Source organism: Saliphagus infecundisoli, assembly GCF_020177375.1.
Taxonomy (GTDB): Archaea; Halobacteriota; Halobacteria; order Halobacteriales; family Natrialbaceae; genus Saliphagus; species Saliphagus infecundisoli.
The window spans coordinates 232948-255965 of the sequence record NZ_JAIWHV010000001.1 but is presented as its reverse complement, the minus strand read 5'-3'; the positions used below and the strand labels follow the sequence as shown (position 1 = coordinate 255965).

The following is a 23018-nucleotide window of genomic DNA, read 5'->3' as shown; positions in this document are numbered from 1 at the left end:
CCTGTACCCTGTCGCTGCCCTCGGGCAGCACACCTTTGGACCCGCCCCCGATACTCGATGGTATGCTCGAGCGTTCGGACGTGCTCGCGGCCGAGGATCGGGTCCGCGAGACCGCACGACACACGCCGCTGACGCACTCCTACACCTATTCGGCGATGACCGGCGCCGACGTCCGCCTGAAACTGGAGAACTTCCAGCGGACGGGTTCGTTCAAGATCCGCGGGGCGACCAACCGGCTGGCGACGCTTCCCGAGGGAGACCGGGAGGCCGGCGTTGTCACCGCGAGCGCGGGGAATCATGCCCAGGGCGTCGCGCTCGCGGCCTCCCGGATCGGGGTCGATTCGACGATCGTGATGCCCGAGAACGCGCCGATCTCGAAGGTCAAGGCGACGAGAAGCTACGGCGCGGAGGTCGTCCTCGCGGGGGTCGACTACGCCGAGGCCGCCGAACGCGCCCACGAGATCGAACGCGAGGAAGGGCGGACGTACGTCCACGCCTTCGACGACGAGGCGGTGATGGCCGGCCAGGGGACGATCGGCCTCGAGATCGTCGAGGACTGCCCCGAGGTCGAGACCGTCGTCGTCCCGATCGGCGGCGGCGGCCTGATCTCGGGGGTCGCGGCGGCGATCAAGACCGAAACGCCCGACGTCCGCGTGATCGGCGTCCAGGCCCAGGGTGCATCGAGCGTTGCCGACTCGCTGGAGAAGGGAGAGGTCGTCGCCCGCGACTCGGTGGACACGATGGCCGACGGGATCGCGACCCGGAGCGTCGGCGAGTGCACCTTCGCCCACATCCGCGAGTACGTCGACGAGGTCGTTTCCGTCCCCGACTCCGAGATCGCGATGGCCGTCGTCTACCTCCTCGAGCGCTCGAAGACCGTCGTCGAGGGCGCCGGCGCGGTCCCGCTTGCGGCGCTGCTGTTCGAGCACTTCGAGGTGAACGAGGGCGAGGTCGTCGTTCCCGTCATCTCGGGGGGAAACATCGACCTCAACACGCTGACGACGGTGATCATGCGCGGCCTGGTCGAGACCGGCCGCTACGTCAAGATCCGGACGGTCCTGGAGGACGAGCCCGGCGCCTTAGAGAAGTTGCTGGCGGTGCTCTCGGCCCACCGGGCGAACATCTACGGCATCCAGCACGACCGGACCTCCCGGGACATCGGGATGAGCGACACCGAAGTCGAGATCGACCTCGAGACCAGGGGCCCCGACCACGTCGAGGAGCTGATCGCGGCGATCGAGGAGCGGGGGTACGCGGTCGAGGTGCTGGTGTAGCCCCTATCGGGTGATGCGGTACCGGATCGTCAGGAACTGGCGCCCACAGAGCCACATCTCGTGGACAGCGACGAGATCGGAGTCCTCGGTGGACGGCCGAACATCCCCGCCGTCCGCCGAATCCAGCGGCAGCACCCGAAAGCGCTGGTCCATCGGAAGTCGAACCGCTCCGACCGGGGTCACGAGATAGAGGCCCCCGTCGCCGGGGCCGCGGGTCGTGAATCGAACCCCCTCCCCGTCGTGTTCGGGACGGAGCACGGTCGAGAGATTCGATCCCGGCAGCGGGACGGCGACGTTCGCGTAGGTGACGTCCTCGCTGGTATGGGTCGCGTAGACGGCGACGAACACCGCCCGCCCGTCGGGGTCGGCCCGGGTCCAGACGCGGGACCCCCGTGGGTCCACTTCCCGGGGAACGGCCGCGAGCTCGCTCTCGAGGCTTCGGGTCCGGTCGTCGTTTCGCCCGGGCAGGTTCAGTTGCTCGAGGCGGCTCGTCACGAACGAAGCGAGCCAGGCCCCGAGGCGAAACCGCGGGTGCCACCGGGTCCGATACTCGAGGTCGTAGTCGCCGGTCTCCTCGTAGAACCGCCGAATCTCGGGATGAATCCGTTCGAAATCGAACCCCGGACGGTCGTAGATCGAGAAGCGTTCGACCTCCCCGGCGACCGGTTCGCCCGTGATTCCCCGACGGGCGGCCCAGTCGGCGCCGATCCGGCCGCGGCCGTAGACCGGAGCGAAGGGGATTCCGGCGGCCCGACGGATCCCGGCACGGAGGCCGGCGAGCGCGAGGACCGGAAGGAGAACCGCGAGCCAGCGACCGACTGCGCGAGCGGCGGGGAGGGCCATCGGGCAACTGTCGGGAGCGGAGCGGCTTGGCTCCGGCGGTCCCGACCGCCCCGGCGGGCGATCGCCGGCTTTAGAGCCGTCCGGGACCACGGCCGGAACGTGATTCCGAGCATCGATGATCCCGGCGGCAGACGGCTCGCCTCCGCGGCGCTGTGGGGCGCCGTCGGCGTCATGAGCGTCCTGGTCGCCGTCCAGGGGTACGCTCTGCTGGTCGAGCCCCTGCTCTCGATTCCCCGGGCGGCGGCGCTCGCGCTGGCGGTCGGAGTCGCCACCGCGGCCGTCGTCTATGCGACCGAACGCCGGGTCGCGGCGTGGGCCGCCCGGCGGGCTGGCCGGAAGTAGCCGGACAGGAGCCATCAGGCCGTCGGCGCCTCCGGCGGGGTTCGCCGCTGTGCCCGGTCGTGTTCTCTCCAGTGACCACGGAGGTCCAGCACCGTCTTGACGAGGACCATCACGACGAGCGCGCCCGCGGGGGCGCCGATCCAGGCGACGGCGAACGCACCGACGACGATCGTCAGGTGGAGCACGAACACCCGGCGGTAGGGCTCGACCATCAGCGTCACGGGCCCGTTTCGCTCGTACTCTCCCTTTCCCAGATAGTTGATCCGGTAGGACGCGACGTGGTAGGCCGCGAGCGCGACGACAGAGCCCGCGACGGCCGACGGGGAGGCGACCGGCATGGGGAACATGGCCGGAAAGACCATCACGAACACCCCGTGGACGACCCAGAACCCCCCGTAGTGGGTGGCGAAGAAGCCGGCGATCGCCCCGTTCGACCGGCCGACGAACGACGCGACCGGCGTGTCGTTGAGCGACAGCGACGGCAAGTCCTCGGGGTCGTCCTCGCCCTCGGCACGGCGGATCTTCGCGACCGACTCGACGCCGACGGCGCCGCTCTCGAGCCAGTAGATCACCAGCAACGAGTGGAGGTTCCAGCCGAGGAAGACGACGCCGACGAGCGGAACGGCGTTGGCGAGGACCAACGCTACGGCGACCGCCCGCGACTCCTCCCACCTCTGGCGCATGGATGACTCTCCGATTCCGTGAGAATAAAGCTATCTGCAGGATCGCGGGTCATAGGGTCGGAGACGAGTCAGTGCGCCGTCGGTCGCGGTACCGTGTCGCGACCGAACGGTAAATCGTCGTCTCCGACCCTATCAGGGAAACCTGAACGTCTCCAGGTTCCGGGGCTGGTGGGTCCGGACGTCGTACTTCTGGTAGAGCGCCGAGGAGAGCTGGTCGGTCGCGCGGTCGTCGCCGTGGACACAGAGGATCGTCTCCGGGCGGGGGTTCATTTCGCCAGCGAACTTCTCAAGGCCCTCGCGGTCGGCGTGGCCCGAGAACCCGCTGACCGACTCGATCCGACAGTCGAGGGTGAGCCGATCGGGGCCCCGTCGGCCGCCAAGCGAGACCTCGACCCGGCCGCTCTGGATGCGCCGACCCAGCGTCCCCTCGGCCTGGTAACCGACGAACAGCAGGGTGTTTTCGGAGTCGGGTCCCAGGAGCTCGAGCCAGGACATGATCGGGCCGCCGGTGACCATCCCCGACGTCGAGAGGATGACGCAGGGCTCGCCGCTCGCGATCTCTTCGCGCATCTCGCCGCCGCCGTCGACCTGGGCGAACTGCTCGGCCAGAAACGGGTTCTCGTCCTCGTGGAGGATCCGCTCGCGGAGGCCGTCCCGCAAGTATTCGGGGTAGGCCGTGTGGATCGCGGTCGCCTCGCGGATCATCCCGTCGAGGTAGACGGGCATCGTCGGGATTTTCCCCTCGGCCATTGCCTCCTCCAAGACGAGCATGAGTTCCTGGGAGCGCCCGACGGCGAACGCGGGGATGACGGTAATTCCGCCTTCCTCGTGGGTCTCGCGGATGATCTCGTGGACGTTCGCTTCGCTTTCCTCGCTGTCGGTCTGGTAGTCGTTTCGCCGGCCGTAGGTCGACTCCATCACCATCGCCTCCGCGCGCGGGAAGTCGTTGACCGCGCCGTTAAAGAGGCGGGTGGGCTCGTAGTGGACGTCGCCCGAGAAGACGACGTTGTAGAAGCCGTTGCCGATGTGGAAGTGGCTCACCGCCGAGCCGAGGATGTGGCCGGCGTTGTGCATCGTGAGCTTGATGTCCGGTGCGATGTCGGTGACGTCGCCGTAGGAGATCGGGATGGTTCGCTTGATCGCTTCCCGGACCTGGGTGCTCTCGTACGGTGGCGTTCGGCCCTCCTTCGAAGCGACCGAGAGGTAGTCGAGCGTGAGCAGCCCCATCAGGTCCCGCGTCGGCTCGGTGGTGTAGATCGGGCCGTCGTAGCCGTACTTGAACAGGAGCGGGATCAGCGCGGAGTGATCGAGGTGGGCGTGGGTGAGCACGACCGCATCGATGGAGGTGAGGGGTGCGGCCTCGGGCACGTGGAGATAGGGCACCTCGCCCTCGGCGCCGGGTTTGTCGCCACAGTCGATGAGGATCTTCGTGTTCGGCGTGTGCAAGAGAAAACTCGCCCGACCGACCTCCCGACAGCACCCCAGCGTGGTGATCCGGACCCAGTCCACCTCCTCTTCGGGCTCGCGGTGGATCTCCTCGCCGACGTCGGTGAGAAAGTCCCGGCGTTCGCCCCGCTCCTGAGTGAGAAAGCTCCGGACGTTCGCGACCGTCGAGGACTCCATGGGCGGCGTCCGGATCACCTCGGGGTTCCAGCCGACCTCGCGGGTGATCTCGCGCATCGTCCGGCCCCGGCGACCGATCACCAGCCCCGGTTTCTCGGCTTCGATCAGGACCTCGCCGACGGTGGGGTAGAACTCGAGGCTCTGGATCTCGGCGTCGTCGGGAACGATCTGGCGGATCTTCGCGTCGGCTTCGGACTGGCTCGACTGGGTGCCCGGCGCAGGTCGGATCGTCACCCGCTTCTGGAGACTCCGGGCGAGTTGGCCCAGGATGTTGCCGTCGTCGGCGAACTCGCGGGGGGTCTCGGTGTAGATGACCAGATCCGGCCCTTCGTACTGGACGTCGGTGACGTCGAGGTGGGAGGGGACTTCGGTTTCGACGCGTTCGTGGAGAGTGGATGACGTATCGTCGCTCATAGATGTGTGGCTTCGTGGGCAGTCCGGGCGGGCAACGGTCGCGACCGAACGGGGTCACTTCACGGACCGTCGCCCGCCGAGGAAAGGTCTGCCGACGGATCGATATCCGACCTTCGCGGCCCCGAGTTAAAAACTTCTCTCTCTCAGACGAACTCCCGGACCTCCGAGTACCACATGTCGTGGGCGTCGATCCGGCCGACCCGGCGGCCGATCGCGACCGCGAGCACGTGCCAGCACAGCGCCGTGGGATCGTCGGGATCGAGATTGTACTCGCTGTCCTTACACGTACAGCCACCGCCCTCGACGACGTACTCGTCCTCGTAGCCGACGACGACCGTAAAATCTCGATACTCCTTCACCCGACCCTCGCCGACGGCCTCGATCGCCCGGACCCCCCGATCGCCGTGGAGGCGGACGATCCGATCGACGACGTCGGGCGTGAGCTCCCCGGCCTCCGCTAACGCCGCCTGCCAGCGCTCGACGGCCTCGGCGTCGCGGGGGCCGGAACCGGGCTCTCCCTCGGTCACGACCCCACCTCCCCACCGGAGGCCCAAAGCGGTTTGGTTCGGCGCCGACCGCGCCGTTTTTCGGCCTCCCCGTCCCAGCGAGGGTATGCGCGTCACGGAAGGCGGCGTCTCCCTCTCGGTCCCCGGCGAGTCCACCGACGGCGTCGAGGAAGCGGTGTTCTACAACCCTCGCCAGGAGCTGAACCGGGACCTGACGGTCGCCGCTCTGCGGGCCTACCGGGAGCGAGAACCCCGCGCGGAGACGTATCTCGACGCGATGACTGCAAGCGGTATCCGCGGGCTCCGGGCCGCCGCCGACGGCTGGCGCGTGACCTGCTGTGATACCGACGGCGAGGCGGTGGCGCTCGCCCGCGAGAACCTCGCAGAGGACGACGGGACGCGCGTGATCGAGGGCGACGCGAACGCGGTGATGCACGCCGAGGCTCCCGTCGACGTCATCGACCTCGATCCCTACGGGACGCCGATGCCGTTCGCCGACGCCGCGTTCGCGAGCGCGCGCGATCTGGTCTGTGTCACCGCGACCGACACCGCGCCGCTGTGTGGCGCCCACCTGCAAAGCGGGATCCGGTCGTACTCGGCGGTGCCACGGAACACGGAGTACCACGCCGAGATGGGCGTCCGGATACTCCTCTCGGCGCTCGCCCGATCTGCCGCCCGCTTCGACGTCGGCGTCGCCCCGATCGTCACCTACGCCCGGAGCCACTACGTCCGAACGCTGCTGGAGCTCACCCACAAGCCGACCGCCGCCGACGCCGCTCTCGAGGAACTCGGTCACATCGTCCACTGCGAGGACTGCCTCTACCGGGAGACGAGCGAGGGGTTGATCGCCGACGCCCCCGACACGTGCCCGAACTGCGGGGGCCAGCGGCTGCTGGTCGCCGGGCCGGTCTGGCTCGGTCCGACCCGTGACCGGGGGTTCCTCGAGGCGGTCCGCGGCGAGGTCCCCGATTCGTTCGGAACCGCCTCGAAGCTCGACGAGCTGCTCTCCGAGCTCGCGGGCGAGCTCGACGAGCCGACCCACTACGACCAGCACAAGCTCTGTAAGTCGTGGGGACTGCCCGCGAACGCGATGGACGACTTTCTGGGGGATCTCCGGGCCGCGGGCTTTTCGGCCTCGCCGGCTCACTACGGCGGAACGGCGTTCAAGACCGACGCCGACGTCGCCGAGATCCGGGCCGCGACCGCGCCGAACCTCGGCTAATCGCCCGCGGCGTACAGTCGTACCAGCCTACACTCCGGACAGCGGACGGCATCGAGGCTCGTCGTCGATCCGACGCCGAGTTTCCCGAGCAGTCCCTCGCGTTTCCCCGTTGAAATCGAGAGCTTCATTCCGTCACCGGTCCTGACGGACGTCTCCTCCATCCCCACGCCACAGTCGGGACAGCGCCGCTCGTCCATACCCCTCTCACTCCCCGGACGCGAGAAAAGTCCACCGCCGCGACGACGACAGTGCCGGCGGTCGGTATTTGCGCGTCCGGGCCGAACCCGGGGGCATGTACTCCTTCCGGGAGGCCGTGGCCCTCCTGACCCGCATGCGCCGGGTCGCAAAGCACCGACAGCTAACGCTTCTGGCGGCCGGCGTCGCCTTCTACGCCTTCTTCTCGCTGGTCCCGCTGGCGCTCCTGGGGATCGTCGTGGCGACGGTCGCCGGTGGCGAGGGGCTCGCGGCACGGGTCACCGAGTCGGTGAGCGACGTCCTGACGCCCAGCGCCCAGTCGCTGCTCGCCGAGGCGATCACCGAGGAGTCGGGCCGGGGCGGCGCGACTGTCGTCGGCACGGTCGGGCTCCTCTGGACCGGCTCGCGGGTCCTCCGTGGCCTGGACCGGACCTTCTCGGAGGTCTACGGCACCGTCGCCGCGACCACGGTCCTCCGAAGCTTCCGGAACGCGGGGATCGTCGCGGTCGCGATCCTCCTGGGGATCACCACCGTCGCGGTCGCCGAGGGCCTCCTCGCCGCCGCCGCCAGCGGGCTCCTCCGGATCATCGCCCCCGTCTTCGTCTTCCTCACCGTCCTCATGGCGTTCGTCCCGGTGTACCTCGTCTTTCCCAACGCCGACGTCACCCTCCGGGAGGCCCTCCCGGGAGCCGCCTTCGCCGCCGCCGGCTGGACCGTCCTCGGGCGCGCGTTCGGGATCTACGCCGGCCTCGCGTCCACCTACGCCATCTACGGCGCGCTGGGCGCGGTCTTCCTCGTGCTCACCTGGCTCTACGCCGGCTCCGTCCTCGTCGTCCTCGGAGCCGTCCTGAACGCCGTCCTCGCCGGACACGATCGGGAGATCGACCGGATCGACGGCCCCGACGACGACGGTCCGTCGGGAGACCGGCAGCTACAAAGTCCCCGCCCGAGAGAGTCTCGGACGGAAGCGATGACCGACGACGCCACGGGAGTCGAGGAGGAGCCGGTCGACCCGCCCGCCGAGAGCGCCCGCACCCGGGACCGCTCGGGCGACCCCGCGGCGCTTCGCGAGGAGATCGAACGGCTGCGCGACGAACTCGAGGACGTCGAGGAGCGCGTCGAGTCCCGTACGGTTCGAAAGGAGTCCCTCGAGGCGGAGCTCGAACGCTACGTCCGGAGCCGGGTCCGCCGGAGCCACGCCCGCGGCTGGGGCCCCTATCTCGTGCTCCTCTATGGTACCGCGATGTCGATCGCCGCCTTCTACTTCCTCTCGGGAGGGTGGGCCGTTCTGGCGATGTTCGTCGTCTGGACCTCGACGCTGGGCGTCTACGGGCTCATGGTGTTGATCGGCGGCGGGATCTCCGCGCTCGGCGTCCCCGGCCGTCTCCGCGACCGGATCGGTGAGTGGCGCTCGTAGCGACTACCCGTCCACCGAGCCGTCGGCGCGGATCGTGAACTGCTCGTAGCCGCCGTAAGCGATCTCGAGTGCGCCCATCCACCAGTTCCATCGCTCGACCGGGCTCGAGCCGGCGGGCGCGTCCCGCAGGTGAGAGAGGATCTCCTCGGCGGTCAGTTCGTGGCCGCGGTCGGCCCCGAGCCGGCCCGAATCGAGGAGGTCGCCGGCCTGCCTGGCGACGACGCGAACCTCGCCGTCGGTCCCGCCGAACTCCCGTCGGAGGCGGGTCGGATCGACGTCCATCGCCGTTCTACGTGCTCGGCCGGCAAGGAGTTCTCGGTCGAATCGCGCTCGAAAAAGACGTGATGGCAGAACGGGTGTGGCGTTAGAACGTCTCGAGGTAGCGATCGAGCTCCCACTGGGAGACGTCGACGAGGTAGTCCTCGAACTCCTGGGACTTGGCCTCGACGAACTTGGGGCCGACGTGTTCGCCCAGCGCGTCGTAGACGACCTCGTCCTCCTCTAGGGCCTCGATGGCCTCGCCGAGGTTCGTCGGCAGCGTCTCGATGCCGTACTCCTCGCGTTTCTCCTCGTCGAACTCGTAGATGTTCTCCCGGATCGGGTCGGGCGCCTCGAGATCGTTCTCGATCCCGTCGAGGCCCGCCTGAATCAAGGCGGCAAAGGCGAGGTAGGGGTTACACGAGGGATCGGGGAAGCGCGCCTCGATCCGGCTTGCGGCCGGGATTCGCGCGGCGGGCTTGCGGATGAGCGCCGAGCGGTTGCGGTCGGACCACGCGACGTAGACGGGCGCCTCGTAGCCGGGAACCAGGCGCTTGTAGCTGTTGACGGTGGGGTTCGAGACCGCGGTAATCGCGGGCGCGTGTTCGAGGACGCCCGCGAGATAGGAGTGGGCGACGTCGCTCAGGTTGAACTCGTCGTCCTCGTCGTGGAAGGCGTTCTCGCCGTCTTCCATCAGCGACATGTGGGTGTGCATCCCCGAACCGTTGATCCGCGGGATCGGCTTGGGCATGAACGTCGCGTGGAGGTCGTGTTGGGCCGCGATCGCACGGACGACCATCCGGAAGGTCGCGACGTTGTCCGCGGTCGCGAGGGCGTCGTCGTACTCGAAGTTGATCTCGTACTGGCCCTCGGCGACCTCGTGGTGGCTGGCCTCGATCTCGAAGCCCATCGACTCGAGCCCGTAGATGATGTCCCGGCGGACGTCGCTGGCGAGGTCCTTGGGTGCGACGTCGAAGTAGCCGCCGGTGTCGGCGGTTTTCGTGGTGGCCCGGCCGTCCTCGTCCTCCTCGAACATGAAGAACTCCGGTTCGGGCGCGAAGTTGACCTCGTACCCCATCTCCTCGGCGCGCTCGATGGCCTGCTGGAGCACGTACCGGGGGTCGCCCTCGAAGGGTTCGTCCGTCGAGGTGTTGATGATGTCACAGATCATCCGGGCGGCCGCACCGTTCTCGTCGTTTCGCCACGGGAGCACCTCGAACGTCTCGGGGTCGGGTTTGAGCCGCATGTCCGACTCCTGGATTCGAACGAAGCCCTCGATCGAGGAGCCGTCGAAGTAGATCCCGTCGGTGAACGCCTTCTCGGCCTGGCGGGCCGGGATCGCGACGTTCTTTACCGTCCCCAGAATGTCCGTAAACTGGAGTCGGAGGAAATCGACGCCTTCGTCGTCGATCTCGTCTAATACCCCCTGTTCGGTCGCAGTGAGATTTCCGCTTGTCATCTTCTCGTCGGCGTATCCAACTATCCCCACTATTAAAGCCCTGCTGTTCCGAGCAAATCTTCTCTCCGAACACTGTAATTGGATATTCGTAAACTTATAATGGGTGGAGGCCGTAGCGGGCGTGATGACGTACGAAAATCTCGACGCGAAGCTAGTGAATGCACTTCTGGGCGACGGCCGGGCGAGCCTCCGGAGTCTCGCGGAGGACCTGGACGTCTCGGTCACCACCGTCTCGAATCACCTCTCTGACCTCGAGGAGCAGGGTGTCATTCAGGGCTACACCCCGAAAGTCGATTACGACGCGCTCGGCTTCGACGTCACCGCGGTCATCCAGTTGAAGGTCGAGGGCAACGCCCTCCCCGAGATCACCGATCGCCTGCGCGAACACGACCAGATGACCTCCGTCTACGAGGTCACCGGCGACTACGACGTGATCGCCGTCGGCAAGTTCACCGACACCGACGGGATGAACGGCCAGATCAAGACGCTGCTGACCGACCCCGACATCAACGAGTCCAACACCAGCGTCGTCCTGAACGCCGTCACCGAGAACGAACAGTTCGACCTCGAGATCCTCAACGAGGACTAACGGCGAAGCGACGAGACGCAGTGACGACAGTAGGTGAAGCTGGGATCGATCTCGTTCGGCCCTCCACAATGGGGACAGTGCATCGTCTCGCCGTCGTCCGGTTCCGGCTCCGGCTCCCGGTCGTCTCCCGGCGCCGACCCCTCGACGGGAGGCGAGCCGCGGTCGGCGGCTCCGGCCTCCGGGAGTGCCGTCGACGGACCGTCCCCGCGGTAGACGTAGCGGTAGTACAGTACCGCCTGGAGGAGTGCAAAGAGGACGGCGTACCCCGCGATCCATCCCCACAGCTCCATGCCGTGTGGTACGATCTCAAGGGACTTGGGCGTTGTGTCCGTTCGCAGGCGTTCAGTTCGGCGGCAGACGGTCGCGCTGGAACTCGTCGAACTGCTCTAGGTCGGGCGGGAGGTCGTAGTCGAGATGGCGTTCCTCCTGGCGGTTCTCGCCGGCGTCGTCGATGGGAGTCGCGACGTCCTCCCAGCCAGGTTTGATCTTGACGCTTTTCGCGGGCATCCCGACGGCGATGTGGTGGGCAGGAATGTCGTGTTGGACGATGCCGCGGGCGCCGACGATGGCGTTCTCGCCGACCCTGTTGCCCGCCCGGACCATCGAGTCGTACGTCAGGCGGACGTCGTCCTCGACGATCGTGTGGTAGTTTCTGACCTCGGTCTGGTCGACGACGTCGTGGTCGTGGCTGTAGACGTGGACGCCGTCGGAGACGGAAACCCGGTCGCCGATCGTTAGCTTTCCGCGGTCGTCGAGGTGGACCTCGTCGTGGACGACGGCGTTGTCACCGATCGTGATGTTGTGGCCGTAGGTAAACGAGATCCCCTTGAAGAACCGACAGCCCTCGCCACAGGACTCGAAGAGGTGGTCGGCGAGCATCCGGCGAAATCGGAGCGCGAACTCGACGTTGTCGGCGATCGGGAGGCTGTCGAACTGGCGCCAGAGCCACTGGAGATGCTTGGACCGGCGGAACTTCTCTTCGTCCTTCTCGGCGTAGTACTCGCTTTCGAGGGTCGTGTTGCAGGGATCGTAGCTCTGGACGCGGACGCGTTCGGCGGGCGACATCGACTCGCCGGCCTGGAACCGCTCGTAGGCCTCCCGGTCGCCCGAGAGGTCGATGAGGACGTCCTCGACGACCGAACAGGTGTCCTCGTCGCTCGACAGTCGTCGGTCCACTTCGTCGAGAAAGTCGCGCATGCCGGCTTCGGCCTCGTCGGGGAGCGAGACGTGCCGCTTTGTCATGGTCGATGGCTACTGGTGCCTGCTTCATAGGGGTTCGGTTGTGCGTCCGTCTTGCCCCATCGCCCCTCGGCGACCCCCGAGTCGGGCATGGACAGCGCCGGGGATCACCGTCCTCGGGGCCGGTCGGTTCCCCCGAACGGGTTCGCCTCCGTGAGGGCCCCGCCGAGGAGCGCGACGAGCAGCCCGACGACCACGAGCGCGATCACGCTCGCGCTCGCGAGCGCGACGATCGAGACGCCGGTGGCGGCGGCCAGGACGAGGAGCGTCGCGGTCTGGACGCCCAGGATAGCCCCGAGCAGCAGCGTGATCCGGTCGAGACGGCGGGTCAGGTCATCGCCCACACGGTCGTCCCGTCTCGCCGACACCATAAACGTTCGTCCCGAACCACGCGGCTTCCGTATCCGATAAGTGCCCGCGCCCCCAATTCCGGAACATGCACTACCGGGAACTGGGCGACTCCGGAATCCAGGTCAGCGAGATTGGCTTCGGCGCGTGGGTCGTCGGCACCGACTGGTGGGGCGACCGCTCCGAGGACCAGGCGATCGAGATGGTCCGCCACGCGATCGACCGGGGGATCACCTACATCGACACCGGCGACGTCTACGGCCACGGCCGCAGCGAGGAACTGATCGGCGAGGCAATCGCCGACGTCCGCGAGGACGTGACCCTCGCCACGAAGGTCGGCTACGACTTCTACGACAATCCCCAGGCCGGCCACGGCGAACTCCCCAAGGAGATCGACCCCGACTACGTCCGGACGGCGGTCGAGAAGAGCGCGGATCGCCTCGGCGTCGATACCATCGACGTCCTCCAGCTCCACAACGCCGACGCCGACGAGATCACTCCCGACGTCCTCGAGACGCTCGACGAACTCGAGGAGGAGGGGCTGATCCGCGCGCGAGGGCTCGCGCTCGGGCCCTCGATCGGCTGGCTCGCCGAGGGCGATCTGGCAATCGAGGCGGAGTTCGACGCCGTCCAACTGGTCTGGAACGTCCTCGAACAGGAGGTCGGCAGCCACTTCCTCGAGACCATCGAGCGGACGGGATCGACCACGAGCCTGATTCCGCGGGTGCCCCACTCCTCGGGAATCCTGAACGAGCAGGTCACCCCCGACACCGAACTCGGCGAGGGAGATCATCGGGGATTCCGGCCCGACGAGTGGTACGAGACGGGCTGGGAGAAAGTCGAGAAGCTCCGCTTTTTGGAGGACCCGAAGCACGCGGACGGCCGGCGCACGATGGGCCAGGCCTCGCTGGCCTGGCTGCTCTCTCACGACGCCGTCGCGACGGTCACGCCGACGTTCCGCACCAAGGCGGACATCGACGAGTGGGCCGCCGCGAGCGACGTCCCGAAACTGAGCGACGAGGAGATGGTACGGGTCGAAGAGCTCTACGCCGGTGGCTTCGGCATCGACCGCGACGACGGGATGGACGGTCTGCGATCCTCGCTCGACGGCGAGGACCTCCGGTCGGCGGGGCTTGACGAGCTGGCGGCTGACTGATCGGGCTTACTCCACCTCTTTCCGGAGCCACTCCCCCCACGTAGTCGATCCCACGGCCCGATCCGGACGGGTCGCGGCGCCCGACCGGAAGCCGGACGCCACCGAACCCGGCACCGGGAGCCCGACGACGGGCCGGCGGAGCCCGGCGACCTCGCGGTAGCTCCGGACGAGGTCGGCGGCCGTCCGGACCTCAGGGCCGCCGACGGGCTCGACCCGCCCAGCCGGCTCGACGGTCGCGTGTTCGACGACGGCGTCGGCCGCCTCGCCGGCAGCGATCGGCTGGACCCAGAACCCCGAGGGCACGGGCCAGACCGGCAGCCGCTCGATCGTCCCGCACAGTTCGAGGACGAACTCGTGGAACTGGGTGATCCGGACGACCGTCGCCGACACGTCGCTTTTCTCGAGGGCGCGCTCGGCCGCCAGTTTGTGCTCGTAGTACGACAGCGGGATCGAATCGATGCCGACGATCGAGGGATAACAGACGTTCTCGACGCCGGCTTCGGCGGCCGCCTCGAGGAGCCGTTCGGTCCCGCCGGCGTCGACTGCCTCGCTATCGCCCCGGGGCGCGGTCGCAGCGTGGACGACGACGTCGATCCCCTCGAGGGCCCGTTCGATCCCGGTCCCGTCGGCCAGGTCGAGTTCGACCCACTCGCCGTCGGCGTCGGCGGGTGGGGACCGGCTCGCCGATCGGACGTCGTGGCCCGTTTTTCGGAGGCGGGGGCGTAGCTCGTCGCCGAGCGTGCCGGTCGCGCCGGTGAGCAGCGTTCGTGGTTCGCTCATGGGGATCGGTTCGGTCCCGGCTTCCGAAGCGATGTCGCCGGATCCGTCTGTGGGGTTTAAGTCGTGGACGGCGAGGCAACCCACATGAACCACGTCCGGCTGAGCCTCGACGCGGGCGGCCGGGAGGCCGAGATCCACCCGATGTACGACGTGCTGGTCAACGACCCCGCGGTCGAGCACGCGACCGCCACCCACTGGAGCTTCGCGGGCGACGAACTCGGGATCATGCACTATCTGGAAGGCGACCGCGAGGCGTTTCGCCAGCGCCTCGAGACGATTCCGGAGGTCCGGGAGTTCGAGATAACGCCCGCGGGCGAGGCCTTCTACGCCTACGTCCGGGACGCGACCACCGAACCGCTTCGGGAACTGTTCGGAGCCGTCGCGGAGAGCACCGCGGTCGTGATCCCGCCCATCGAGTACGCGGAGGAAACCGTCTCGTACTCGGTGTTCGGTCCCGGAGAGGAGATCGAGGCGGCGATCGAGCGCGTCCCCGATCCGATCGAGGTCCGGGTCGAGGCGGTCGGGGGCATGCGCGGGGTGACGGAGCTAGCCGACTCGCTGGTCACCGACCGCCAGCGGGAGGCCCTCGAGGTCGCCCTCGCCGTCGGCTACTACGAGGTACCCCGCGAGGCGAGCCACGAGGACGTTGCGGCCGAGCTCGGCTGTGCGCCCAGTACCGCCGCCGAACACCTCCGGAAGGGCGAGGGCGCCGTCCTCCAGGCAGTTCTTGGGGGTTAGGAGAGCGCCCGTTCGACCGCCGACGCGACGTTCCGCGCCTTCTCCGCTAACTCCTCGTCTACGAGCCCGTCGGCGACCGCTTCGGCGAGTTCCTCCCGATCGACGACGGCGACCGAGCCGTCGGCCCGTCGGATCACGTCGACGTAGAGGTCGACGTAGCGCGCGCAGTCGGGAAAGAGTTCGACGGGCGTACAGACGTTGACGTACGTCCCCTTCGCGACACCCTCCGAATCGCGGTAGGTCGTCGGATACCACCACCGCCCCTCGCGGAGCTTCGTGACCGCGACGTCGCCTCGCTCGATCGGAACCTCGAGGGCGTCGTACGTTCCTCCGGCCGTCATCTCGCGTTCGAGGGAGACGCTGCCGTCCCCGCTCCAGTCGGTGACCGTGCCGGTTCCGAGCGTGATCAGACGCCCGTCGGGCTTGCCGTGGCCGAGCGCGATCCGGTCGCCGGCCTCGGGACCGAACTGGCCGGCGACCGCGCCGAAGGGAAACTCCCCGCCGCCGCCACAGACCGCCTCCGCGAAGTCCACGGCCGAACTCGCCGCCGAGCTTCCGGCCTTGATCCGGTGGTGACCCGCCATCGTCGCCGTCACGGCGCAGCGGGAGTCGTCAAGCGCGAACCGGGACTCCCGGCCGAACCAGCACCAGACGGTTCCCTCGGGCTCGGCGAGAAGGGCAGGGTCGCCCGGCTCGTCGGGCGCGTCGGCGAGGGTCGCCTCCAACTCCCGCGCCCGGTCTCCGGCGTCGGCGACGGCCTCTCCCATCGCCTCGAGGTCGGCGTCGGCCGCGGCCCGCTCCCAGCGCAGGCCCCATCCCTCCGGCACCTCGATCGAGAGGAGCTCGGTCAGGCCGACGAGCTCCTCCCCGCGCTCGCCGCCGACGGCCGCCGATATCCCCGATCGGTCCCGCGAGAGCGAGCAGAGCCCGTCCCCGACCGAGAACCCGGGCTCGACGCGGGCCCGGTCGTCGCCCCACGGCGAGGCCGACTCTCGGACCTGGACGCGATAGCGGTCGCCATCTCCGACGTAGCCGGAGACGGCGTCGTAGGGCAGGTAGCCACGCCGGCCGTCGCCGAGATCGACCGTCGCGCCGCCCCCGCCGCCCGCCTCGAGGACCTCGCAGTCGAAGACCGCCCCCTCGGGGATCGGGTCGTCCCAGCGAAAGGCGTCGATCCCCGCGTCGGCGAGACGCGCCGCGACCGCCTCGACGCCGTCGGGATCGCCCGACACCGAGACCCCCTGGCGATCCCGGCTCGTGTCGATCCGGACGTCGGCGGGCACCGTATCGAGTCCGTCCTCGAAGCGCTCGCGGATCGGCGGGGAGGGCTGGACGACCTCCAGACCGTCCTGGCGGAGCAGGCGGGTGAGCGCCGTCGTGTAGATCCCCCGGATCCGGACGGCGGTCATCGCGGCCCCCCGCCGATCACCGGAGGACCTCCCGGTCGGACCCGAAGCGGACCCGGTCGTGGATCGTCGGGCCGAGGGTCAGCTCGACGTGCTCCTCTCCGAGCACGCGGCCGTCCTCGATCGGAACGCCCCACGTATCGAACCGGAGCCAGCCCCGCATCTCCGCCGCGTGGGTCGTGATGTCGGCGTACTCCACCTCGTGTTCGGGGAACTCCGCGGTGCTGTGGGCGAGATCCATGTCCGAGTAGACGACGTCGTGGGCGTCGAAGAAGGTCACCAGATCGGCGGCGTCGTCAGCGACGCTCTCGACGACCGCCTCGCTCGCCGCCCGCAGGTCGTCCGTCTCGAGGCCGACCGCCCGGAGCGCGCGTTGGGTCCGCTGGTCGAAGTGCATGTCCGGGGGTTGGGCCGCGGGACTTTCAAGCCATCCCTCTCGTGGACGACGGTCGCAGGGACTGTCCGTCGGCCAAACTATTTCCACCGGCCTCGCCCTACAGGAGGTATGTCACCCCTTCGTGACCCGATCGAGCGCTCGGCCGGCGAGGGCGTCGATCTCTACGACGTCTCGACCTGGGAGCCCCGCACTCTCGTCGATCGCCTCGCGGTCCGGCTCTACCGCGCGATCAGCTACGGGTTCCGCGGCATCGTCCTCGCGGTCGCCGCCCTGATCACGCTCTCCCTTCTCGTCTCGCCGGCCCTGCTCGTCGTCGAGGAGCCGTTCCTGGGTGCGTTCTTCGCGCTGTCGGCCGTCCCGGCGCTGGCGCTTGCGGCCTACATCTGGTACGCCGACGTCACCACGAGCGAGCCGCTCTCCTTGCTCGTCGGCACCTTCGTCCTCACGATCCTCTTTGCGACGTTCGCCGCCCTGGGCAACGCCGCCGGCGGCGCCGTTCTTCAGTCGATCCCGGTCGTCGGGATGGTCCTCTTTTTCTACCTGATCGTCGGCCCCCTAGAGGAGGCCGTCAAGCTACTGGCCGTCCGCGTCCTCGCCTTCCGGAGCGACTCCTTCGACGCGGTCATCGACGGCGCGGTGTACGGCGCCGTCGCCGGCCTCGGCTTCGCCGCCATCGAGAACGCGATCTACATCTCCGGAGTCGTCGCCGAGGTCGAGGGGTCGGCGGGGCTGCTCGCCGCCGCGACCGGGATCACTACCGTCCGCGCGCTCGTCGGCCCGGGCCACGTCATCTACTCCGCCATCGCGGGCTACTACCTCGGGCTCGCGAAGTTCAACCCTGAGAACGCCGGTCCCCTCGTCGTGAAGGGGCTGCTCGTCGCCGCCGTCATCCACGCCACCTACAACTCGACGGCCCAGGTCGCCCCCGACCTCATCGCGGGCGCGACCGGGATCGGCCCCGGGCTCGCGTTCGTCGGCTACGTCGTCGCGTTCGACGCCGCCGCCGGCTACTACCTCTACCGGAAGATCACCCGCTACCGCCGGCGCTACCGCCAGTACCGCGTCGGCGAGGGCGACCCCGCGACCGAGGTCACCGAGATCGATCCGCCCAACCGCTGACTCCCGATTCGAGCAACCCCTCGACGTACTTCGCGAGCACGTCCACCTCGAGATGGACCGGATCGCCGACCGCCTTCTCCGAGAGCGTCGTCAGCTCGTGGGTCGTCGGAACGATCGCGACCTCGACCCGACTGCCCTCGAGACGGGCGACCGTGAGGCTGATCCCGTCGAGCGTGATCGACCCCTTCTCGACGACGTAGCGGTCGTACCCCTCCGGAAGCTCGAAAGCAAACCGCCAGTCGTCGCCGACCGGCTCCCGGGAGTCGAGACGGGCCACCGCATCGACGTGGCCCTGGACGACGTGGCCGTCGAACCGGCCGTCGGCGGGCATCGCCCGTTCGAGATTGATCCGGTCGCCGACCGCCAGATCGCCGAGGTAGGTCCGCGCTACGGTCTCGCTCGCGAGGAAGGCCTCGAACCACGCCCCGTCCTCGAAGCGTTCGACCGTCAGGCAGGCGCCGCTGACGCTGATGCTCTGGCCCTCGACCAGGCCCGCCGCGACCTCCTCGGTCGCGATCCGGAGACGTATCCCGTCGTCGGTCCGCGACCGGGCGATGACCTCGCCGGTTCCCTCGACGATTCCCGTGAACATACCCGACCGTCGGCGGGCGTGGTGAAATGCCCACCGATACCGAAACGCGTCACGAAACCGTGACGGTTCGGTGCGGGACCGTACCCGAGCGGGGTCGGCGCGTTTTTATCGCTCCGGAGCGACCACCGACCGATGGCAAGCATCATCGAGACGCTCTCGCTGGCGGGCGTGCTCGTGTTCGCGATTCCCGCCGCGCTGGCCGGCCTCGAGTTCCTCCTCGTCCGGGGTCAGCCCGTCGTGGGCGCCGTCCTGATCGGGCTCGCGGTCGCGCTCGTCCTCGTCCAGCGATACGTCACCCTGCCGGGGGACGTCCCGGGCATGGTCGCACAGCGGGTCGCCGGCGCGGTGAGCAAGGATCCCGACGAACCGCGCGAGTGACCGTTCCCGCCGGGGTCACCGACCGAACCGATCGACTGCAGTGTCCGCGAGGGCGAGTCAGGGTGCTTCGGCCTCGACCTCCCGCTCCTGGGGCTCGACTGCCGCCTCGATCAGCTCTTCCAGATCGGTCTCGGTCGGCCGGTTGTTGAGCAGGACGTCGATGGGGAGCGTCGGAGCGCCGTCGACTAGGTTCTCGAGGAGGACGAGTCGCTCGCGGGCCCGCGACATCCCGACGTAGAACACCCGGCGTTCGTTGTCCGTGAGGATCGGCACCGGCGAGGTCGTCTTCGTGAACTCCTCTACACCCTCGACTGCGGTGGGGTCGTCGACGGTGGCGACCATCTGCTCGACGACCTTCTCGGTGAGGTCGGTGCCGACGAGGACGTGGTCTGCCTCCCGGCCCTTCGCGGAGTGGATCGTGCCGACGCGGACGCGGTCGGTGTCCATCCCCTTGTAACTGCCCACCGCGAAGTAGGACTTGATGCTCTTCTTCTGGAAGCTGGTGACCTTCCGGACCATGTCCGAGGCGGAGTTCGGCCCCGGCATGAACGGCGCGTGGTCGGTGATCACCTCGGCGGGTATCGAGAGGTCAGTGAGGTCCTCGACCCCCGCGGCCTCCTCGCGGTCGTCGATCGTATCGAAGAGCGCGTCGCGGTCGTTGGTGCCGAAGGCCGACTCCATCAGCATGTCCGCGAGCCGGCGGGCCTCGAGTCCGTTGACGTCCTCGCCGTCCTCGACTTTCTCGACGGCGCTTACGTACTGGGAGAGCCGATCGGTCCACATCCGCTGGTCGGTGAGGGCGGTAAAGGGTACCCCCTCGGTGATGAACTCATCGATGAACTGGAACATTTGGTAGCGCGCCCGAAAGAGGACCATGATCGTTCCGTCGCCCTCGACGAGGGTGCGCCGGACCATCCGGACGACGTCGAGCATCGAGGCGTTGCGGTGGCCCTCGACGGCGCCGCCTTCCTTGCGCGGTTCGAGATCCTTGTCCTGGCGGTGGTCGATGTGACGGATCTCGCGGTTGACGGTGTTCAGGACGTTCGAGGGCAGCCGGTAGGAGTTCGGGAGGATGATGTCCTCGTCGACCTCCTCGTCGAGAAGGAGTGCGGGATCGGCGCCCTGCCAGGAGTAGACGACCTGGTCGTCGTCGCCGGCGATGAACACCTGCTCGACGTGGGGCTTCCACTCCTCGTAGACGTCGTACTGGAGGGTGGTGATGTCCTGGAACTCGTCGATCACCAGATACTCGACGTTCGGGATCAGCGAGCGCTGTTTGACCCGCTCTAGCATGTCCGCGAAGCCGATCTTCCCCTCCCGGCCCTTGTAGGAACGCCAGCCCCGGATCGCCTCGGGGACGTCGATCCGGTCGTCGTCGGAGGGCCACGTCGGCGTGTACTTGTTGCCCTCCTGGGCGTTCGGGTCGATCTCCGGCGGCAACCGCACTTCCTCTTCGTCCCACTGGAAGGGGACGTCGTACCAGTCGCCGACCTCCCGGCGGGTCCGCTGGAGCCACTGGCTCGTCGCGATCACCTTGTTCCCGATCGTCGTCGAGCGGGCGGTCCGCCGGCCCGCACCCGAGTACTCGTCTTCGTACTCGAGGCCGAACTCCTCGCAGAACGCCTCCTTCTCGCTCTCGCCGACGACGTCCCCACGGGAGAGATCGAGCAGGTCGTAGGCCTTCGCGTGCATCGTACAGACGTTGCCCTGGAGCGCGCGGGGACTCTCGTCCAGGCGCTCGGCGAGGCGCTCGCGGATCTCCTGGGCGGCCGCCCGGGTGTAGGAGACGACGAGGATGTCACGGAACGTGACGCCCTCCGGCTCGAGGACCTCCTCGACGTGGTCGAGCAGTGCCGTCGTCTTCCCGCTGCCCGGACCGCCGAACAACCGAGTCACCTGCGTCTCCGTGGGAGCCATTGTCCCCGTTCAGGGACCCGACACTCATAAGTCACGTGGGTTTCTTACGTCGGGAAACGCCGGCTCAGGAGCGGTCGCGACGGGCCCTATCGCGGGGCCCACCCACAGACGTTACAGGAGGTCGCCTCCGAATCGTGGAGCCCCGAACACTCCGGACACTTCTTCTTGTTATAGTCTCGCTCCCACCCTGCTCGTCGTACCTGATGGCCGCGGTCCGTGAGGAATTCGTCGAACAACTCGTCGTCGGCATCGGTGGGGGCTGATGCCATAGTGACGGTATCGCGTACCACGCTAATAAATCGTTGGGTCGTGACAGTCCCTGCCACACACGACCCACGGACTTACGGTCGCTCCCGCCCAGGGTCGGATATGACCGATCTGGCTCTCGACGCGACCGGCCTCGAGCGCTACGCCCGCCACGTCATCATGGACGAGGTCGGCCCCGAGGGCCAGAAACGGCTCCTCGACGGCCACGTCGTCGTCGTCGGCGCCGGCGGCCTCGGCTCGCCGGTCGTCCAGTACCTCGCGGCCGCGGGCGTCGGCCGGATCGGGATAATCGACGACGACCGCGTCGAGCGCTCGAACCTCCAGCGCCAGGTGATCCACGGCGAGGGAGACCTCGGCAGACCGAAAGTCGAGAGCGCCGCCGAACGCGTCGCCGACCTCAATCCCGATATCCGGGTCGATGCCCACGAGACCCGCCTCACCGCCGAGACCGCTCCCGACCTGCTCGCCGGCGCCGACGTCGTCGTCGACGCCAGCGACAACTTCGCGACCCGCTATCTCTGTAACGACTTCTGTGCCCTCGAGGGGATCCCCCTCTCACACGGTGCGATCTACCGCTTCGAGGGACAGGCCACGACGTTCGAAAACGACGGCGAGGGGCCCTGCTACCGCTGTCTGTTCCCCGACGCGCCCGAACCCGGGACCGTACCGAACTGTGCGACCACCGGCGTGCTCGGGGTCCTCCCGGGCACCGTCGGCACGATCCAGGCGACCGAGGCGGTCAAATACTTGCTCGGCGTCGGCGACCTCCTCGACGGCCGACTGCTGACCTACGACGCGATGGGGCTCTCCTTCGAGACGGTCGAGATCGCCCGAAACCCGGCGTGTCCGGTCTGTGGCGAGGACCCCGAGATCGAGTCGATCCGGGACGTCTCCTACGAGGGCCGGTGTACGGTTCCCGCGGACTGACGCTCCCCGCGCCGGTCGAGGTCCGCGAGCGCCGGAAACGGCACCGCGACCGACTCGGGAGGCGACCCGAACCGCTCGGGGTCGAGGACCTCCGCGAGACGTTCGGCGGTATCGACGAGGCGTGGCCCCGGCCGGTTGACGTAGTGGTGGCCGTCCATCGCCCAGACCTGTCCGTCCCGAACCGCCGAAAGCTCGTCCCAGCCCTCACGATCGGTGAGATTGCTTCGGTTCTCGGCGGTCTGATCGAGTTCGAACCCACAGGGCGCGACGACCAGGACCTCGGGGTCGTACTCGCGGATCGCCGCCCACTCCCGCGGGGTCGAGCGGTCGCCCGGGTCGGCCATCCCGTACTCGCCGCCGGCCGCGGCAACGAGTTCGGGGATCCAGTGGCCCGCGACCATCGCGGGGTCGGTCCAGTCGAGGACCGCGACCCGCGGCCCCTCGTCGGGAGTCCGGTCGCGGACCGTCTCGAGGCGCTCCGCCAGATCGCCGGCGACCCGTTCGGCACACTCCTCCCGACCGACCGCGCGGCCGATCCGCCGGAGATCCGCGAGGACGTCGCCGACGGTGCTCGGGTCGGTCGAGAGGATTTCGGGGTCGGGCTCGATTCGATCGACCGCGCGCTCGACGACCGCGGCATCGACCGCACAGACGTCACAGATCCCCTGGGTGACGATCAGGTCGGGCTCGAGTTCCTCGAGAGTCTCGCAGTCGATTTCGTAGACGCCCTCGGCGTCCGTCTCGGCTTCGAGTACCTGTCGGTCGATCTCGTCGCTCGACGCCGAGGCGTCGATCCGCGAGCGGGTGATCGCCGGCCGGTCGGCCATCCGGGGGGGGAAGTCACACTCGTGGGAGACGCCGACGGGATCGATTCCGAGGGAAGCGAGAAGCTCCGTCCCCGAGGGGAGGGTCGTGACGACGCGCATGGC

27 protein-coding genes are annotated in these 23018 nt (G+C 68.5%); 10 read left to right on the top strand and 17 right to left on the bottom strand.

What is annotated here, in order from left to right; all coding sequences use genetic code 11:
• Positions 1–62: 62 nt before the first annotated feature.
• The gene (gene ilvA, locus LCF40_RS01485) at positions 63–1274 is read left to right on the top strand and encodes a threonine ammonia-lyase (protein ID WP_224827094.1); all 1212 of its coding nucleotides are present in this window, start codon (positions 63–65) and stop codon (positions 1272–1274) included.
• Between the two features lie 3 nt (positions 1275–1277).
• Here ilvA and LCF40_RS01480 read toward each other — a convergent pair whose 3' ends face one another.
• The gene (locus LCF40_RS01480) at positions 1278–2117 is read right to left on the bottom strand and encodes a hypothetical protein (RefSeq protein WP_224827093.1); all 840 of its coding nucleotides are present in this window, start codon (positions 2115–2117) and stop codon (positions 1278–1280) included.
• Positions 2118–2216: 99 nt separating this feature from the next.
• Here LCF40_RS01480 and LCF40_RS01475 point away from each other — a divergent pair, with 99 nt between their 5' ends.
• Complete coding sequence (locus tag LCF40_RS01475; RefSeq protein ID WP_224827583.1) at positions 2217–2459, top strand: DUF7981 family protein; 243 nt, start codon at positions 2217–2219, stop codon at positions 2457–2459.
• Positions 2460–2473: 14 nt separating this feature from the next.
• Here LCF40_RS01475 and LCF40_RS01470 read toward each other — a convergent pair whose 3' ends face one another.
• The 3 genes from LCF40_RS01470 to LCF40_RS01460 form a co-directional block, all read right to left on the bottom strand.
• Positions 2474–3142 carry a DUF6498-containing protein gene (locus tag LCF40_RS01470; RefSeq protein ID WP_224827092.1) on the bottom strand — a complete coding sequence of 223 codons (669 nt, stop codon included), beginning with the start codon at positions 3140–3142 and terminating at the stop codon, positions 2474–2476.
• 132 nt (positions 3143–3274) lie between these two features.
• Positions 3275–5179, bottom strand: coding sequence for a beta-CASP ribonuclease aCPSF1 (locus tag LCF40_RS01465; RefSeq protein ID WP_224827091.1), 1905 nt, complete (start codon positions 5177–5179; stop codon positions 3275–3277).
• A 143-nt stretch (positions 5180–5322) separates the two neighbouring features.
• Positions 5323–5706, bottom strand: coding sequence for a hypothetical protein (locus LCF40_RS01460; RefSeq protein ID WP_114577432.1), 384 nt, complete (start codon positions 5704–5706; stop codon positions 5323–5325).
• 85 nt (positions 5707–5791) lie between these two features.
• Between LCF40_RS01460 and LCF40_RS01455 the strand changes: the two genes are divergently transcribed.
• Positions 5792–6907, top strand: a complete 1116-nt coding sequence (locus LCF40_RS01455) for a tRNA (guanine(26)-N(2))-dimethyltransferase (protein WP_224827090.1) — start codon at positions 5792–5794, stop codon at positions 6905–6907.
• On the opposite strand, the gene LCF40_RS01450 is transcribed toward LCF40_RS01455, so the two are convergent.
• Positions 6904–7104: a hypothetical protein gene (locus LCF40_RS01450; protein WP_224827089.1), complete on the bottom strand. Its 201-nt coding sequence runs from the start codon at positions 7102–7104 to the stop codon at positions 6904–6906. The two genes, LCF40_RS01455 and LCF40_RS01450, sit on opposite strands and share 4 nt — an antisense overlap.
• A gap of 95 nt (positions 7105–7199) precedes the next feature.
• On the opposite strand from LCF40_RS01450, the gene LCF40_RS01445 reads away from it, so the two are divergent.
• Positions 7200–8519, top strand: a complete 1320-nt coding sequence (locus LCF40_RS01445; RefSeq protein ID WP_224827088.1) for a YihY/virulence factor BrkB family protein — start codon at positions 7200–7202, stop codon at positions 8517–8519.
• Positions 8520–8522: 3 nt separating this feature from the next.
• On the opposite strand, the gene LCF40_RS01440 is transcribed toward LCF40_RS01445, so the two are convergent.
• Together LCF40_RS01440 and glnA are read right to left on the bottom strand one after the other, a co-directional pair.
• Positions 8523–8801 (bottom strand): WNWW family protein, encoded by a 279-nt coding sequence (locus LCF40_RS01440; protein WP_224827087.1) that lies wholly within the window; start codon positions 8799–8801, stop codon positions 8523–8525.
• Positions 8802–8883: 82 nt separating this feature from the next.
• Positions 8884–10236, bottom strand: a complete 1353-nt coding sequence (glnA, locus tag LCF40_RS01435; RefSeq protein ID WP_224827086.1) for a type I glutamate--ammonia ligase — start codon at positions 10234–10236, stop codon at positions 8884–8886.
• A 124-nt stretch (positions 10237–10360) separates the two neighbouring features.
• Here glnA and lrp point away from each other — a divergent pair, with 124 nt between their 5' ends.
• A complete protein-coding gene (lrp, locus tag LCF40_RS01430; protein WP_114577437.1) occupies positions 10361–10825 on the top strand; it encodes an HTH-type transcriptional regulator Lrp in 465 nt (154 codons plus the stop codon).
• Here lrp and LCF40_RS01425 read toward each other — a convergent pair.
• The 3 genes from LCF40_RS01425 to LCF40_RS01415 form a co-directional block, all read right to left on the bottom strand.
• Entirely contained in the window at positions 10822–11115 is a 294-nt protein-coding gene (locus LCF40_RS01425) for a DUF7577 domain-containing protein (protein WP_114577438.1), read from the bottom strand. The two genes, lrp and LCF40_RS01425, sit on opposite strands and share 4 nt — an antisense overlap.
• A 52-nt stretch (positions 11116–11167) precedes the next feature.
• Positions 11168–12067 (bottom strand): acyltransferase, encoded by a 900-nt coding sequence (locus LCF40_RS01420; RefSeq protein WP_224827085.1) that lies wholly within the window; start codon positions 12065–12067, stop codon positions 11168–11170.
• Positions 12068–12171: 104 nt separating this feature from the next.
• Complete coding sequence (locus tag LCF40_RS01415) at positions 12172–12408, bottom strand: hypothetical protein (protein WP_224827084.1); 237 nt, start codon at positions 12406–12408, stop codon at positions 12172–12174.
• Positions 12409–12500: 92 nt separating this feature from the next.
• On the opposite strand from LCF40_RS01415, the gene LCF40_RS01410 reads away from it, so the two are divergent.
• Positions 12501–13568, top strand: coding sequence for an aldo/keto reductase (locus LCF40_RS01410; protein WP_224827083.1), 1068 nt, complete (start codon positions 12501–12503; stop codon positions 13566–13568).
• Positions 13569–13574: 6 nt separating this feature from the next.
• On the opposite strand, the gene LCF40_RS01405 is transcribed toward LCF40_RS01410, so the two are convergent.
• Positions 13575–14348: an SDR family oxidoreductase gene (locus LCF40_RS01405; RefSeq protein WP_224827082.1), complete on the bottom strand. Its 774-nt coding sequence runs from the start codon at positions 14346–14348 to the stop codon at positions 13575–13577.
• Positions 14349–14432: 84 nt separating this feature from the next.
• On the opposite strand from LCF40_RS01405, the gene LCF40_RS01400 reads away from it, so the two are divergent.
• Positions 14433–15086 carry a helix-turn-helix domain-containing protein gene (locus LCF40_RS01400; RefSeq protein WP_224827081.1) on the top strand — a complete coding sequence of 218 codons (654 nt, stop codon included), beginning with the start codon at positions 14433–14435 and terminating at the stop codon, positions 15084–15086.
• Here the strand turns inward: LCF40_RS01400 and LCF40_RS01395 are convergent.
• On the bottom strand, positions 15083–16495 hold the full coding sequence (locus tag LCF40_RS01395; RefSeq protein WP_224827080.1) for a ribonuclease FAU-1 family protein: 1413 nt from the start codon (positions 16493–16495) through the stop codon (positions 15083–15085). The genes LCF40_RS01400 and LCF40_RS01395 overlap by 4 nt on opposite strands.
• 16 nt (positions 16496–16511) lie before the next feature.
• Positions 16512–16889, bottom strand: a complete 378-nt coding sequence (locus LCF40_RS01390; RefSeq protein ID WP_224827079.1) for a DUF7532 family protein — start codon at positions 16887–16889, stop codon at positions 16512–16514.
• 108 nt (positions 16890–16997) lie between these two features.
• Between LCF40_RS01390 and LCF40_RS01385 the strand changes: the two genes are divergently transcribed.
• Positions 16998–18008 carry a PrsW family intramembrane metalloprotease gene (locus LCF40_RS01385; RefSeq protein WP_224827078.1) on the top strand — a complete coding sequence of 337 codons (1011 nt, stop codon included), beginning with the start codon at positions 16998–17000 and terminating at the stop codon, positions 18006–18008.
• On the opposite strand, the gene LCF40_RS01380 is transcribed toward LCF40_RS01385, so the two are convergent.
• Positions 17980–18600, bottom strand: coding sequence for a riboflavin synthase (locus LCF40_RS01380; protein WP_224827077.1), 621 nt, complete (start codon positions 18598–18600; stop codon positions 17980–17982). The genes LCF40_RS01385 and LCF40_RS01380 overlap by 29 nt on opposite strands.
• Before the next feature lie 132 nt (positions 18601–18732).
• On the opposite strand from LCF40_RS01380, the gene LCF40_RS01375 reads away from it, so the two are divergent.
• Positions 18733–18978: a DUF7533 family protein gene (locus tag LCF40_RS01375; protein ID WP_114577447.1), complete on the top strand. Its 246-nt coding sequence runs from the start codon at positions 18733–18735 to the stop codon at positions 18976–18978.
• Positions 18979–19035: 57 nt separating this feature from the next.
• Here the strand turns inward: LCF40_RS01375 and LCF40_RS01370 are convergent, their stop codons facing one another.
• Together LCF40_RS01370 and LCF40_RS01365 are read right to left on the bottom strand one after the other, a co-directional pair.
• On the bottom strand, positions 19036–20895 hold the full coding sequence (locus LCF40_RS01370; protein ID WP_224827076.1) for a UvrD-helicase domain-containing protein: 1860 nt from the start codon (positions 20893–20895) through the stop codon (positions 19036–19038).
• 86 nt (positions 20896–20981) lie between these two features.
• Positions 20982–21164 (bottom strand): HVO_0416 family zinc finger protein, encoded by a 183-nt coding sequence (locus LCF40_RS01365; protein WP_224827075.1) that lies wholly within the window; start codon positions 21162–21164, stop codon positions 20982–20984.
• Between the two features lie 100 nt (positions 21165–21264).
• Between LCF40_RS01365 and ubaA the strand changes: the two genes are divergently transcribed.
• The gene (gene ubaA / locus LCF40_RS01360) at positions 21265–22089 is read left to right on the top strand and encodes an SAMP-activating enzyme E1 (protein ID WP_224827074.1); all 825 of its coding nucleotides are present in this window, start codon (positions 21265–21267) and stop codon (positions 22087–22089) included.
• Here ubaA and LCF40_RS01355 read toward each other — a convergent pair.
• Positions 22056–23015 (bottom strand): ABC transporter substrate-binding protein, encoded by a 960-nt coding sequence (locus LCF40_RS01355; protein ID WP_224827073.1) that lies wholly within the window; start codon positions 23013–23015, stop codon positions 22056–22058. The two genes, ubaA and LCF40_RS01355, sit on opposite strands and share 34 nt — an antisense overlap.
• Positions 23016–23018: the final 3 nt, after the last annotated feature.

Coding starts and splice junctions, on each gene's coding strand:
- ilvA (WP_224827094.1), top strand. CDS start 63: ATGCTCGAGCGTTCGGACGTGCTCGCGGCCGAGGATCGGGTCCGCGAG.
- LCF40_RS01480 (WP_224827093.1), bottom strand. CDS start 2,117: ATGGCCCTCCCCGCCGCTCGCGCAGTCGGTCGCTGGCTCGCGGTTCTC.
- LCF40_RS01470 (WP_224827092.1), bottom strand. CDS start 3,142: ATGCGCCAGAGGTGGGAGGAGTCGCGGGCGGTCGCCGTAGCGTTGGTC.
- LCF40_RS01465 (WP_224827091.1), bottom strand. CDS start 5,179: ATGAGCGACGATACGTCATCCACTCTCCACGAACGCGTCGAAACCGAA.
- LCF40_RS01455 (WP_224827090.1), top strand. CDS start 5,792: ATGCGCGTCACGGAAGGCGGCGTCTCCCTCTCGGTCCCCGGCGAGTCC.
- LCF40_RS01450 (WP_224827089.1), bottom strand. CDS start 7,104: ATGGACGAGCGGCGCTGTCCCGACTGTGGCGTGGGGATGGAGGAGACG.
- LCF40_RS01445 (WP_224827088.1), top strand. CDS start 7,200: ATGTACTCCTTCCGGGAGGCCGTGGCCCTCCTGACCCGCATGCGCCGG.
- LCF40_RS01440 (WP_224827087.1), bottom strand. CDS start 8,801: ATGGACGTCGATCCGACCCGCCTCCGACGGGAGTTCGGCGGGACCGAC.
- glnA (WP_224827086.1), bottom strand. CDS start 10,236: ATGACAAGCGGAAATCTCACTGCGACCGAACAGGGGGTATTAGACGAG.
- lrp (WP_114577437.1), top strand. CDS start 10,361: ATGACGTACGAAAATCTCGACGCGAAGCTAGTGAATGCACTTCTGGGC.
- LCF40_RS01425 (WP_114577438.1), bottom strand. CDS start 11,115: ATGGAGCTGTGGGGATGGATCGCGGGGTACGCCGTCCTCTTTGCACTC.
- LCF40_RS01420 (WP_224827085.1), bottom strand. CDS start 12,067: ATGACAAAGCGGCACGTCTCGCTCCCCGACGAGGCCGAAGCCGGCATG.
- LCF40_RS01410 (WP_224827083.1), top strand. CDS start 12,501: ATGCACTACCGGGAACTGGGCGACTCCGGAATCCAGGTCAGCGAGATT.
- LCF40_RS01405 (WP_224827082.1), bottom strand. CDS start 14,348: ATGAGCGAACCACGAACGCTGCTCACCGGCGCGACCGGCACGCTCGGC.
- LCF40_RS01400 (WP_224827081.1), top strand. CDS start 14,433: ATGAACCACGTCCGGCTGAGCCTCGACGCGGGCGGCCGGGAGGCCGAG.
- LCF40_RS01395 (WP_224827080.1), bottom strand. CDS start 16,495: ATGACCGCCGTCCGGATCCGGGGGATCTACACGACGGCGCTCACCCGC.
- LCF40_RS01390 (WP_224827079.1), bottom strand. CDS start 16,889: ATGCACTTCGACCAGCGGACCCAACGCGCGCTCCGGGCGGTCGGCCTC.
- LCF40_RS01385 (WP_224827078.1), top strand. CDS start 16,998: ATGTCACCCCTTCGTGACCCGATCGAGCGCTCGGCCGGCGAGGGCGTC.
- LCF40_RS01380 (WP_224827077.1), bottom strand. CDS start 18,600: ATGTTCACGGGAATCGTCGAGGGAACCGGCGAGGTCATCGCCCGGTCG.
- LCF40_RS01375 (WP_114577447.1), top strand. CDS start 18,733: ATGGCAAGCATCATCGAGACGCTCTCGCTGGCGGGCGTGCTCGTGTTC.
- LCF40_RS01370 (WP_224827076.1), bottom strand. CDS start 20,895: ATGGCTCCCACGGAGACGCAGGTGACTCGGTTGTTCGGCGGTCCGGGC.
- LCF40_RS01365 (WP_224827075.1), bottom strand. CDS start 21,164: ATGGCATCAGCCCCCACCGATGCCGACGACGAGTTGTTCGACGAATTC.
- ubaA (WP_224827074.1), top strand. CDS start 21,265: ATGACCGATCTGGCTCTCGACGCGACCGGCCTCGAGCGCTACGCCCGC.
- LCF40_RS01355 (WP_224827073.1), bottom strand. CDS start 23,015: ATGCGCGTCGTCACGACCCTCCCCTCGGGGACGGAGCTTCTCGCTTCC.